Source organism: Pseudescherichia vulneris, from assembly GCF_902164725.1.
Lineage (GTDB): Bacteria > Pseudomonadota > Gammaproteobacteria > Enterobacterales > Enterobacteriaceae > Pseudescherichia > Pseudescherichia vulneris.
This window is the reverse complement of the sequence record NZ_LR607338.1, coordinates 3,415,024-3,426,578: the sequence shown is the minus strand read 5'-3', so window position 1 is coordinate 3,426,578 and position 11,555 is coordinate 3,415,024. Positions and strand designations below refer to the sequence as shown.

The following is an 11,555-nucleotide window of genomic DNA, read 5'->3' as shown; positions in this document are numbered from 1 at the left end:
GTTCTAACGTCAACGAAGACAATGTCTGGCAGGGATGATGAGAAAGCTGAAAATTTCCATTTGTGCGATCGTCGGTGCCTTCTGCGGTGCTCTTTTGATGTACCTGTTATTGCCAGCGATATGTGACTACTTTGTTGGCCCCATCTACGGCGAAGATCAGATGTCGGTTAATGCATCTATCTTTTTTATCGGCACGCCTGTGATGTTTATCATTGGCGCAATCGTTGGATGGTTCCTGGGTTGGAAGTACATCAAGCATCCCCGGCGCGATCGTGTTAAGCAAGGCTAATTTTTTTGTGCCTTTCAGCCACTTCTTACACGTTCCCGTTCCAGCTAAGATACACTCTCTTCATTCTCTCTTTTTCCAGGGTTTTAGGATGACTAGCGATCCGTCGAGTTTACTTATTCTGAATGGCAAAAGTGCAGGTGATGACACCCTGCGCGAGGCGGTTACCCTGCTGCGTAACGAAGGTATTGAGCTGCACGTTAGGGTCACCTGGGAAAAGGGTGACGCGGCCCGCTATGTGGCGGAAGCCGTTGAGCTTGGCGTGGCCACGGTGATCGCTGGCGGCGGCGACGGCACGATCAACGAAGTGGCTACGGCGCTGGTCAACGCGAAGGCGGAAAACGTCCCGGCAATGGGGATTTTACCTCTCGGTACCGCTAACGATTTTGCCACCAGTACGGGCGTGCCGGAGACGTTGGATAAGGCACTACAGTTAGCGATCGTCGGCAGGGCCGTGCCGGTGGATATCGCCCGAGTTAACGACCAGACCTGCTTTATCAATATGGCGACCGGCGGGTTCGGGACGCGCATCACGACCGAAACGCCGGAACGGATGAAGGCCGCGCTGGGTGGCGTATCCTATGTCATTCACGGCCTGATGCGCATGGATACCCTGAAAGCCGACAGCGTTGTGATCCGTGGCAAAAACTTTTCATGGCAGGGCGATGCGCTGGTGATCGGCATTGGCAACGGTCGCCAGGCAGGCGGCGGACAGCAGCTCTGCCCGAGCGCGCTGATCAACGACGGCCTGCTGCAGATACGCATTTTTACCGGAGACGAGCTTCTGCCCGCACTCTTTACCACCCTCACCCGCCCGGAAGACAGCCCGAACATTGTGGATGGCGAATCGGCCTGGTTTGAGGTGACCTCCCCCCATGAGATCACCTTTAACCTCGACGGCGAGCCGCTGAGCGGCCAGCATTTCCGCATGGAGATCCTGCCTGGTGCGTTGCAGTGCCGCCTGCCGCCGGATTGTCCGTTGTTGCGCTAGTTGTTCGTAGGCCGGGTAAGCGCAGCGCCACCCGGCGTAAAAACCCAGCGGCTAATAGGCCGCAACCGCCCGCGCCATCTCCCGGCTGTACTGCTGGCTGGCATTCACCAGCATCCGCGTATAGTCGGTTTTTGCCTGACCGCTCACCAGATCGTCTACCGTCAATGTCTCAAGGATCTTGCCGTACTGCATCACGGCAATCTTCTGGCACAGGTGGGCGATGACGCCAAGATCGTGAGTCACCATCAGATAGGTCAGCTTCGACTCCTGATGCAGCTCCGCCAGCAGATTGAGGATCTCCGCCTGCACCGAGACGTCCAGCGCCGAGGTGGGCTCATCCAGCAGCAGCACCTGCGGCTCAAGGATCAGCGCCCTGGCGATAGCCACACGCTGGCGCTGACCGCCGGAAAGCTGGTGCGGGAAGCGATCGCGAAAGGCGCGGTTCAGCCCGACCCGATCCAGCAGGCGGTTTACCCGCCGATCCCGATCGCCAATGCCGTGAATATACAGCGGCTCCTCCAGAATATCGCCGATGGTATGCCGCGGATGCAGCGAGCCGTAGGGATCCTGAAACACCATCTGCACCAGTCGACAGCGCTGCGGATTAAGCCGGTGCTCCAGCGGCTGACCGTTGATGGCCAGCTCGCCGTCCCAGTGGGTAAACAGCCCCGCCAGGCACTTCAGCACCGTGGTTTTGCCCGAGCCGGACTCACCCACCAGGCCGTAAATCTCCCCAGGCTGCACGTTAAAGCTCACGTCATACAGCACCTGGTTACGCTTCTCCCCTTCGCCAAAGGCCAGGTTCAGGTTCTTCACATCGATCATAATGGGCTCCTCACTCGGTAAGCCAGCTGGCCTGACGCTGCAGTACCGGCAGCACGGGACGACGATGGTGGATCTCCGGCAGGGCGCTGATCAGACCCTGAGTATAGGGGTGCTGGGCGTTATGCAGATCGCAGGCGGCAATCGACTCCACCACCCGCCCGGCGTACATCACCAGCACCCGGTCGCAGAAGCTGCGCACCAGGTTGATATCGTGGCTGATGAAGATCAGCCCCAGCCCGCGGGACTGGACCAGATCGTCCAGCAGCCCCAGCACCTGTAAACGCACCGAGACGTCCAGCGCGGAAGTGGGCTCGTCGGCGATCACCAGCTCGGGATCGGTGATCAGCATCATGGCGATCATAATGCGCTGCCCCTGCCCGCCGGAGATCTCATGCGGATAGAGGTTATAGACGCGCTCGGGCTGGCGGATACGCACTACGTCGAGCATCTCCAGCACTTTGGCCTTCGCCTCGGCCTTGCGCCCTGGATGGTGGGTCAGCCAGGCCTCGGCAATCTGATCCCCAACGCAGACCACCGGGTTGAGAGAGTATTTCGGGTCCTGCATGATCATGGAGATCCGCTTCCCGCGTACGGTGCGCATCTGCGCCTCGCTGGCGGTGCGCAGGTCGATATCACCGAAGTGCATCCGTTCGGCGGTGATGCGCGCCTTGGCCGGATGCAGGCGCATCAGCGCGCGGCCGACCGTGGATTTACCGGAGCCGGACTCGCCGACAATCGCCAGCTTCTCCCGCCCCAGTTGAAAGGAGACGCCGCGCACCGCGTTGGTGACCGCGCGTCCGTTAATAAAGTCGACGTGGAGATCGCGCACGTCGAGCAGAGGCGCGTTATTCGCTGCGAGGATCGAGGATGTCACGTAGGCCATCTCCTAAGAAGTTGAACGCCAGGCTGTTGATTAGGATCGCCAGCCCCGGAATAGTCACTACCCACCAGCACTCCATCATGTAGGTGCGGCCGCTGGAGATCATCGCCCCCCACTCCGGCTCAGGCGGCTGCGCGCCGAGGCCGAGAAAGCCCAGCCCGGCGGCGGTCAGGATAATCCCCGCCATGTTCATGGTGATGCGGATGATCACCGACGGCAGGCAGAGCGGCACGATGTGCCGCCACAGCACGCGCACCGGCGAGGCCCCCTGCAAGCGCACCGCCGAAATAAAATCAGCCTGGCGCAGGGAGAGGGTTTCGGCCCGCGCCAGACGGGCAATCGGCGGCCAGGCAGTTAAGGTAATGGCGATCACCACATGCTCAAGACCTGGGCCGAGGGCGGCCACGAACGCCAGAGCCAGCACCAGGCTTGGGAAGGAGATAAAAATATCGGTGACGCGCATCAGCACCATATCAACCTTGCCACCAAAATAGCCCGCGCTTACTCCCAGCAGCAGGCCCAGCGGCCCGACGGTGACCGACACCAGCAGCACGATGTAGAGCGTAATACGCGCCCCGTAGACCAGGCGGCTGAAGATATCCCGACCAAACTCGTCGGTGCCAAACCAGTGCTGGGCGTTCGGAGATTGCAGCGCGGCGTTGAGATCCTGCACCAGCGGATTATAGGGCGCGATCCATGGCGCAAAGGCGGCCACGACCAGCAGGAGGAAAATAATCCCGCCGCCGATGGCGGTCAGCGGATTGCGGGCCATCTTGCCAATAAAACCCCCGGTGCGGGCCAGAGCGCGCTTCAGGCGCAGGCGGCTTTCATTGCCGCCGCCGGTTACGGGCGTATCCAGAGAGACCGTCATGATTTCGTCCTCGGGTCAAAGAGTTGGTAGAGCATGTCGGAGAGCAGGTTGAGCATCACGAAGATCACCCCCACCAGCAGCACGCAGCCCATGACCGCATTCATATCCCCCAGCAGCAGGCTGCCGGTGAGATAGGAGCCAAAGCCCGGCCAGGAGAAGACGGTTTCAATCAGTACCGCGCCCTCCAGCAGCGAGCCGTAGGCCAGCGCCACCACCGTCAGAAGCTGCACGAGGATGTTGCGAAACGCGTGGTTCCAGATCACCTGCCGCTCGGTTAAGCCTTTAACCCGGGCGGTGATGATGAACTCCTGAGAGAGCTGGGCCAGCATAAAGCTGCGGGTCATCCGGCTGATGTAGGCCAAGGAGTGGAAGCCGAGCAGCGACGCGGGCAGCACCAGGTGGTTGATGGCGTTCCAGAACACCTCCCAGTTACCCGCCAGCAGGGCGTCAATGGTAAACAGCCCGGTGCGGCGCGGAATTAGCCCCTCAAGGCCCATATCCAGCCGTCCGGCCCCGCCGACCCAGCCCAGCCAGGCATAGAACAGCAGCAGACCCATCATCCCCACCCAGAAGATAGGCGTGGAGTAGCCCGCCAGGCTGATGATGCGCACCACATAGTCCGAGAACGAGTTGCGCCGCGCCGCGGCCAGCACTCCCAGCGGAATGCCGAGGCCCGCACCAACGATAATCGCCATCGTTGCCAGCTCCAGCGTCGCCGGGAAGACGCGCAGAATATCGTCCGTCACCGGCTTACCGGTCAGCAGCGCGTTACCGAGATCGCCATGCAGCAGGTTGTTAAAGTAGATGCCGAACTGGGTCAGCAGGGATTGATCGAACCCCAGCTGCTGGTAGACCTGCTGATAGGTGCTCTGGTCGGCGTCCGGGCCGACAATCGCCAGCACCGGATCCACCGGCATCACCCGGCCGATAAAAAAGGTCAGCAGCAGCAGGCCAAACAGGGTGATCAGCACCTGACCAAGCCGGTTTGAGAACCGCCTGGCGCGGGAGCCGGGCGCTAAGATTGCTACACTCATCCTTTGGTTCCTCCGGTATGGATCGGCTCTTTGTAGACCTCACGCAGGAAAGTCGTGGCGGAGGGGTGAGACTGGAAGTTCTTCACCTCGTTGCGGACCACCACCGAGTCCACCATCTGGGAGAGCGGCACCAGGGCGGGGATCAGCTGGTCGTAGCGGGTCTGGATCTGCTGATAGTCGGCAATCTGCTTCTGCGGATCGCGCTCCAGCAGCGCTTTATCGATCATCTCGTTGAGCGGCTTATCGTAAAAACCGGTGCGCCAGCCCTGGAAGTTGGTCAGCCGCGCCTCGTCGCTGTTGTCCGGATTGTAGACCAGCGCACGCAGGCTAGAGTGCGGATGCGGCTCCACGCCGCTGCCGCCGCGCCCGACCAGAATGTCAAACTTACGCTCGCGCATTGCGCCGTAGATCTGGTTCCCGGTGCCGGTGATGATTTTGGCGTTAATACCCGCCTGCATCAGGGTGGACTGCACGGCGATAGCGATGTTGAGGAACGGCTGATCCGCCAGCACCCGCAGGGTGGTATCAAAGCCGTTGGGGTAGCCCGCCTCGGCCAGCAGCTTTTTCGCTTTCGCAATGTCCAGCCGGTAGCCGGGATCCGGCAGCGTCGACGGCATCCCGGCTTTAATAGGCCGCTGGTGCAGCACGCCATAGCCCGGCATCAGCGCCTTGTTGATCCCCTGGTAGTCGATGAGGTAGCGCACCGCCTCGCGCACCTTGGGATTAGCAAAGTGTGGCTCCTTCATGCTCATCGCCACATAGTAGACAGTTCCGCGCTGCACCGCTTCCACGGTGACGTCGGGATCCTTACGCAGGGCATTGATGTCCGACACCGCCATGCTGTTAGCGATATCAAGATCGCCCTTGGCAATCATCAGGCGTAGGGTCTGCGACTCCTGGAAATGGCGCAGCACGATGCGGCTCATCTTCGGCTCTTCCCGCCAGTAGCTCGGGTTACGCTTCATGCGCAGCACGTCTTTTGCCTGCCAGGTCTCCAGCATAAAGGGGCCAGAGCCGGCTTCGTTGGTAGTTAGCCAGCGGTTGCCCCAGTCGTTGTTCACCTCATGGCTCTGCACCGTTTTGCTGTCGAGCACGCCTAGATTACCCAGCGCGCCGAGGGAGTAGATCACCAGCTGCGGATCGTTGGCCTTCGGCAGGACAATCTGTACGGTATAGCTATCCGGGGCGCTCACCTGATCATCGATATTCTTTTTGCTAAAGCCGTAAGATTTCCACACCGAGGCCTGAGCGAGGTTGAGGTGCAGCAGACGGCGCATCGACCACACCACGTCCTGGGCGGTCAGCGGATTGCCGGAGTGAAACTTCACGTCCTTGCGCAGATGAAAGGTCAGGGTTTTGCCATCCGGGCTGATGGCCCAGGATTCGGCCAGTGCCGGACGGACGTTGGTGAGCTGGTCGGGATCGAGCTCTACCAGCGAGTCGTAAAGATTGACGACAATGCCGACCACTTCGTTACCGGTCATTGCCGCCGGATCGAGACTTAAGAGATTATTCATGTTCATGCCGATGATGAGCTGATCCGGTGGCGTCGCCGCCAGCGTCGCCCCGCTCCCCATCATCAGCGAGAGCGCCAGCAGGCTAGCCCTCAACGCGTTTTTTTTCATCTCTGTATACCGTTTGTAGGGTAAGACGTAGGCCCGGTTAGCGCAGGGCCACCGGGCGTTGGCTTTTTTTATTAGTCGTGACTGACGGTATTCGCTTCGATATAGGCAAAATTGATATCTTCGCCGAGGCCGGGGCGCTGCGGCAGGTGGACAAAGCCCTCTTCATCCATGGGATCGACGATGCTGTTGAGATAGGCCGCGGGTTCGTCGTAGTCGAGGAACGGGTGCAGCAGGCCGCGCTCATACCAGCGGCAGTTGCGGATCGCCCCGACCACCGCCAGGCTGGCCGCGCCGTTGCCGTGCACTTCGCAGTCCATGCCAAAGGCTTCCGCGAGGCTGGCCACTTTCAGGGTCGGTGAGATGCCGCCTACGCCGTTGGATCCGGCACGCAGAATGTCGCAGGCTCCGGCTTTCACCCAGTCGGCGCGGCTGTGGTGCTTACCGCCCAGGCTCTCCGGCCCGATAATGGGAATAGAGAGGTTCTCCGCCAGCCAGGCGTAGGAGGACATGCTCTCCTCCTCCATCGGCTCTTCAAACCAGGCAAAATCGAGCTTCTCCAGCTCTTTGCCGATATAGAGCGCCTCGGTGCGGCTGTACCAGTGGTAGCCGTCGATCATCAGGTCGATATCCGGCCCGACCGCTTCGCGCACGGCGGCGCAGGCCTTAACGTCCATTTTCGGGTTAGGTGCGAAAGAGACCGGCGGCATCCATGTGTGGAGCTTGATCGCCTTATAGCCACGGGCGACCAGAGTTTCGGCAAAGGCGGCGTACTCTTCCGGGGTGGAGAGCCCGCCCGGCAGATCGTCCCCGCACATGGTGCTGCCGTAGGCCGGAACCTTGTCACGGAAGCCGCCGAGCAGCTTATAGACCGGCACGTTGAGCTTACGGCCAATCAGATCCCACAGCGCCTGCTCCACAAAGGAGAGCGCCCGCTCGGTGAGCTGATGAGCGCTGCCGCGCTGCCAGTGGGCCAGATCTTGCCAGATGCGCTCGCGGTTAAAGGGATCCTGACCCACCATCACCTTGCGGAAGAAAGTGTTCACGACAAAGGGACGCACCACTTCCGGCGGCGCAAACGAGAACCCCTGGCTGCCATCATCAGCGGTAATGGTCAGCATCGCCATTTTTGCCATGCTCTCCGGGCCCGGATGGGAGTGACCAGCGCTATCGGAAACACGACGGGTGGGATACTGAAAAACGGTGACGTTTACAGATTCAATTTTCATTACGGATCCTTGTCTCAGGGTGCCTACTTCATTTTGAAAAGCTGTTTCAGATGTAAATGTATGCAGAATTTTTAGCCAATACCTCAGACAATTTCCGCTAAGCGACGGGTGATTTTTGGGCAATAGCACAGGGCTGAGTGACACTTTTCACAAAAGAGAGGAGAAATGTGATGCAGATCGGGAAGATAGTGTTGTAGGCCGGGCCAGCATCAGCGCCGCCCGGCATTGCCGCTTTTGCACAGTAACGCCCGGTGGCGCTGCGCTTACCATGCCTACAACTAACCAAAAGTATGTTGTAACTAATTAGGCAATGGTCACTTTATTATCCAGGTAGACATCCTGCACGGCATTAATCAGCTTCACGCCGTCGGCCATCGTTTTCTTAAACGCTTTCCGGCCAAGGATCAGCCCCATGCCGCCCGCGCGCTTATTGATCACCGCCGTACGCACCGCCTCGGTGAGATCGGCCTCGCCTCCCGACGCGCCGCCGGAGTTGATCAGACCCGCACGGCCCATGTAGCAGTTAGCCAGCTGATAGCGCACCAGGTCGATAGGGTTATCGGTGGTGAGTTTGCTGTAGACGCGCTCGTCGGTATAGCCATATTTCACCGCGTTATAGCCACCGTTGTTCTCCGCCATCTTCTGTTTGACGATATCCGCCCCGATGGTAGCCGCCAGGTGGTTGGCCTGCCCGGTGAGGTCCGCAGAGACGTGATAGTCCACGCCATCCTTTTTGAAGTCGGCGTTGCGCAGGTAGGCCCACAGCACGGTCACCAGCCCCAGCTCGTGAGCCCGTTCAAAGGCGCTGGCGACCTCCTCGATCTGGCGGCGCGACTGTTCAGAACCAAAGTAGATCGTCGCCCCCACGGCAACCGCCCCCATATTGAACGCCTGCTCGACGCTGGCATAGAGCGTTTGATCAAAGGTGTTGGGATAGCTCAGGGTTTCGTTATGGTTAAGCTTTACCAGAAACGGAATGCGGTGCGCATAGCGGCGCGATACCGAGGCCAGCACGCCATAGGTAGAGGCGACACAGTTACAGCCCGCTTCGATGGCCAGCTCAACGATATTTTTCGGATCGAAATATTGCGGGTTGGCGGCGAACGACGCGCCCGCCGAGTGCTCTACGCCCTGGTCAACCGGCAGAATCGACAGATAGCCGGTTCCCGCCAGACGGCCAGTATTGTAGAGCGTCTGCATGTTACGGAGTACGGCAGGAGGACGGTTGTTATCGACCATCACGCGGTCAACGTAGTCGTGTCCTGGCAGGTAGAGCTGGTCGGCTGGAATGGTCATACAACGATGCTGCAACAGGCTGTCGGCATCTTTGCCAAGCAGCTGTGAAATATCAGTCATGATGAGGCTCCCGTAAGGTTCGCCCGCAGGCGAACGTGGTTAGTCCTGCCCTGAGTTCGCAGGCAGAGTAAGCCTGGTACCGGGCGGCACATTTTTCCAGCGCGGAGAGCATTTTGATACATTTGGCTTAGTGAAAAATAAGCCGGTAAATTATTGGAATAAGAGCGTGTCAGGACGCATTTAAAATAGTTGTTTTGCCGTTTTGGTCAACTAAAAAGCGGAAATGATACCAGTCGCCCTCCAACTGGTAATTAAATGAATAGATATAGCCCTTATCAAAGCGCGCTAAAAAACAGACTCCCGGCCTATAGACAGCGATTGGGTCTTCGCCTACGGGGGAATAGGTGGATTTAAAATTATCCTTAGACGAGGTCAGGTTGTAAGCCTCTATCTCGCCGTCTTCAGGCACGGTTAAGCAAATATACTGGTCATAGTGTTTGCTGCCAATATAGCCCGTATACGGCGACTGGGCTTTACCTCCACAGGCGCTCAACAACACGAGGGCGATGGGTAATAGCAAAACAGGTAGTTTCATTTTCACAGCTCCATTATCATTTATTTATGCTTGCAGGAACCGGCAACATTTTTTGAAGATAGTGTATCAACCTCAATATTCATACCCCTCCGCAAGCCGAAAGGGTATTTATTTATAGTGATATAATTACCACCACGCGTGGAAATGGTGCACCGGGCCGATCCCCTGCCCCACCTCCAGCGTGTCCGCCTGCGCTAGGGCTTGAGTTAGCCAGGCTTTCGCTTCGGCCACGGTATCGACCCAGCTCGCGTGACGCGGGCGCAGCGCCGCCAGCGCCGCCGAGAGGGTGCAGCCGGTGCCGTGGGTGTTTTTGGTTGCGATGCGCGGGGCGGAGAAGCGCGTGGCCCCCTCGCGAGTAAAGAGCCAGTCCGGGCTTTCGCCGTCGGTGAGATGGCCGCCCTTCATCAGCACGGCTTCACAGCCAAGCGCCAGCAGCGCCCGCCCCTGCTCATGCATATCCTGCTCGTTGCGGGCATGGTCAGCATCAAGCAGCGCTGCCGCCTCTGGCAGATTGGGGGTGATCAGCGAGACCTGCGGCAGCAGCCGGGCGCGCAGGGTGGCGACCGCCGAGGGCGTTAAAAGTGGATCGCCGCTCTTCGCCAGCATCACCGTATCCAGCACGATATTTTCTACCCGATAATGCACCAGCCGCTCGGCCACCGCCTCGATAATATCGGTATCTGCCAGCATGCCAATCTTGGTGGTATCGATACGTACATCGCTCAATACCGAATCCAACTGTGCGGCGACGAACTCCGGCGTAATGCGGTAAACCGACTGCACGCCGAGGGTGTTCTGCGCCACCAGGGCGGTGATGACCGAGCAGCCATAGGCCCCAAGGGCCGAGAAGGTTTTCAGATCCGCCTGAATGCCCGCTCCGCCGCTGGGATCGGTGCCGGCGATGGTTAATGCGTTAATTCGTTTCATGCTGACGCGCCTCCATCCAGGTGATAGAGGGCATCGAGAAACGCCGCGACAAAGGAGCCGGGGCCGCGGCTCTCTGACGCCGCCTCGCCGCCTGCCTGAGCGAACAGGCCGCAGGCCGCCGCAACGTTAATGAGACGCTCGCCAGGCAGCGCACAGCTTGCCGCCACGACCGCTGATAGCGCGCAGCCGGTGCCTACAACACGGGTCATGATCGGTGCACCGCCGATGACCTTCAGCGTGCGGCTGCCATCGGTCACGTAGTCCACCTCACCGGTGACGGCGACCACCGCTCCCGTCTCTCGTGCCAGCTGCTCCGCCGCAGGACGCGCCGCGCTGGCCGAGTCGGTGGTGTCTACCCCGCGCCCGCCTGCGCTCACGCCCGCCAGGGCCATAATCTCCGAGGCATTACCCCGGATTGCCGCCGGGTGTAAAGAGAGTATCTCCCGGCAGAAGCGGGTGCGAAAATCGAGCGCGCCAACCGCTACCGGGTCAAGGGTCCAGGGTTTGCCCGCTTCATTCGCGCTGTGGATCGCTGCGCGCATGGCATCGGCGCGGTCTGCGGTGAGCGTACCGACGTTAACCAGCAGCGCGTCAGCGATAGCGCTGAACTGTACGGCCTCTTCGCGCTCAATCACCATAGCTGGGGAGGCGCAGAGGGCCAGCAGAACGTTAGCGGTAAAGGTCTGCACAACGTCGTTAGTCATGCAGTGAACAAGGGGGGAACGCGTACGAAGGTGCTGTAAAACAGACGCGATGTGCGCGTGGTTCAGCAGGTCAGGTTGCATAGTCAGCTCCTGCCCGGCGCGAAGAAGGGACGCCGGCAGGCATCTGACTTCCCTACGCTGGCATTATCCAGATCAGGTGGTACGGGTATTTCTCAGCCTTCACGAAGAAGGGCACCCCGAGTCATGTTGATTACATCTTTGAACTTTTTGCCAGATTAGGGGAAGTGGCTTGCTGATGCAAGCGTGCGCTTCCGGTTATCGCTTCTGCACGTCA

12 protein-coding genes and 1 riboswitch are annotated in these 11,555 nt (G+C 59.6%); of the genes, 2 read left to right on the top strand and 10 right to left on the bottom strand.

Features of this window, described 5'->3' with window-relative positions; genetic code table 11:
• Positions 1–37: 37 nt before the first annotated feature.
• Positions 38–289 (top strand): hypothetical protein, encoded by a 252-nt coding sequence (locus FN633_RS14315; RefSeq protein WP_154058165.1) that lies wholly within the window; start codon positions 38–40, stop codon positions 287–289.
• An 88-nt stretch (positions 290–377) separates the two neighbouring features.
• Positions 378–1,277 (top strand): lipid kinase YegS, encoded by a 900-nt coding sequence (yegS, locus tag FN633_RS14310; RefSeq protein WP_154058164.1) that lies wholly within the window; start codon positions 378–380, stop codon positions 1,275–1,277.
• Between the two features lie 51 nt (positions 1,278–1,328).
• Here yegS and FN633_RS14305 read toward each other — a convergent pair whose 3' ends face one another.
• The 10 genes from FN633_RS14305 to thiM form a co-directional block, all read right to left on the bottom strand.
• Complete coding sequence (locus FN633_RS14305) at positions 1,329–2,102, bottom strand: ABC transporter ATP-binding protein (protein WP_154058163.1); 774 nt, start codon at positions 2,100–2,102, stop codon at positions 1,329–1,331.
• A gap of 10 nt (positions 2,103–2,112) precedes the next feature.
• Complete coding sequence (locus FN633_RS14300; RefSeq protein WP_154058947.1) at positions 2,113–2,976, bottom strand: ABC transporter ATP-binding protein; 864 nt, start codon at positions 2,974–2,976, stop codon at positions 2,113–2,115.
• Entirely contained in the window at positions 2,948–3,853 is a 906-nt protein-coding gene (locus FN633_RS14295) for an ABC transporter permease (protein WP_154058162.1), read from the bottom strand. The genes FN633_RS14300 and FN633_RS14295 overlap by 29 nt, the downstream gene beginning before the upstream one ends.
• Entirely contained in the window at positions 3,850–4,887 is a 1,038-nt protein-coding gene (locus tag FN633_RS14290; protein ID WP_154058161.1) for an ABC transporter permease, read from the bottom strand. Before FN633_RS14290 ends, FN633_RS14295 begins: the two co-directional genes overlap by 4 nt.
• Positions 4,884–6,512, bottom strand: coding sequence for an ABC transporter substrate-binding protein (locus tag FN633_RS14285; RefSeq protein WP_154058160.1), 1,629 nt, complete (start codon positions 6,510–6,512; stop codon positions 4,884–4,886). The genes FN633_RS14290 and FN633_RS14285 overlap by 4 nt, the downstream gene beginning before the upstream one ends.
• 71 nt (positions 6,513–6,583) lie before the next feature.
• Positions 6,584–7,738 carry a mandelate racemase family protein gene (locus tag FN633_RS14280; RefSeq protein WP_154058159.1) on the bottom strand — a complete coding sequence of 385 codons (1,155 nt, stop codon included), beginning with the start codon at positions 7,736–7,738 and terminating at the stop codon, positions 6,584–6,586.
• A gap of 303 nt (positions 7,739–8,041) precedes the next feature.
• A complete protein-coding gene (gene fbaB, locus FN633_RS14275) occupies positions 8,042–9,094 on the bottom strand; it encodes a class I fructose-bisphosphate aldolase (RefSeq protein WP_042389799.1) in 1,053 nt (350 codons plus the stop codon).
• Between the two features lie 169 nt (positions 9,095–9,263).
• Positions 9,264–9,629 (bottom strand): hypothetical protein, encoded by a 366-nt coding sequence (locus FN633_RS14270; RefSeq protein WP_154058158.1) that lies wholly within the window; start codon positions 9,627–9,629, stop codon positions 9,264–9,266.
• Positions 9,630–9,755: 126 nt separating this feature from the next.
• The gene (gene thiD / locus FN633_RS14265; RefSeq protein ID WP_154058157.1) at positions 9,756–10,556 is read right to left on the bottom strand and encodes a bifunctional hydroxymethylpyrimidine kinase/phosphomethylpyrimidine kinase; all 801 of its coding nucleotides are present in this window, start codon (positions 10,554–10,556) and stop codon (positions 9,756–9,758) included.
• Complete coding sequence (gene thiM, locus FN633_RS14260) at positions 10,553–11,341, bottom strand: hydroxyethylthiazole kinase (RefSeq protein ID WP_154058156.1); 789 nt, start codon at positions 11,339–11,341, stop codon at positions 10,553–10,555. Before thiM ends, thiD begins: the two co-directional genes overlap by 4 nt.
• A 32-nt stretch (positions 11,342–11,373) precedes the next feature.
• Positions 11,374–11,470, bottom strand: a riboswitch (TPP riboswitch).
• Positions 11,471–11,555: the final 85 nt, after the last annotated feature.

Coding starts and splice junctions, on each gene's coding strand:
- FN633_RS14315 (WP_154058165.1), top strand. CDS start 38: ATGAGAAAGCTGAAAATTTCCATTTGTGCGATCGTCGGTGCCTTCTGC.
- yegS (WP_154058164.1), top strand. CDS start 378: ATGACTAGCGATCCGTCGAGTTTACTTATTCTGAATGGCAAAAGTGCA.
- FN633_RS14305 (WP_154058163.1), bottom strand. CDS start 2,102: ATGATCGATGTGAAGAACCTGAACCTGGCCTTTGGCGAAGGGGAGAAG.
- FN633_RS14295 (WP_154058162.1), bottom strand. CDS start 3,853: ATGACGGTCTCTCTGGATACGCCCGTAACCGGCGGCGGCAATGAAAGC.
- FN633_RS14290 (WP_154058161.1), bottom strand. CDS start 4,887: ATGAGTGTAGCAATCTTAGCGCCCGGCTCCCGCGCCAGGCGGTTCTCA.
- FN633_RS14285 (WP_154058160.1), bottom strand. CDS start 6,512: ATGAAAAAAAACGCGTTGAGGGCTAGCCTGCTGGCGCTCTCGCTGATG.
- FN633_RS14280 (WP_154058159.1), bottom strand. CDS start 7,738: ATGAAAATTGAATCTGTAAACGTCACCGTTTTTCAGTATCCCACCCGT.
- fbaB (WP_042389799.1), bottom strand. CDS start 9,094: ATGACTGATATTTCACAGCTGCTTGGCAAAGATGCCGACAGCCTGTTG.
- FN633_RS14270 (WP_154058158.1), bottom strand. CDS start 9,629: ATGAAACTACCTGTTTTGCTATTACCCATCGCCCTCGTGTTGTTGAGC.
- thiD (WP_154058157.1), bottom strand. CDS start 10,556: ATGAAACGAATTAACGCATTAACCATCGCCGGCACCGATCCCAGCGGC.
- thiM (WP_154058156.1), bottom strand. CDS start 11,341: ATGCAACCTGACCTGCTGAACCACGCGCACATCGCGTCTGTTTTACAG.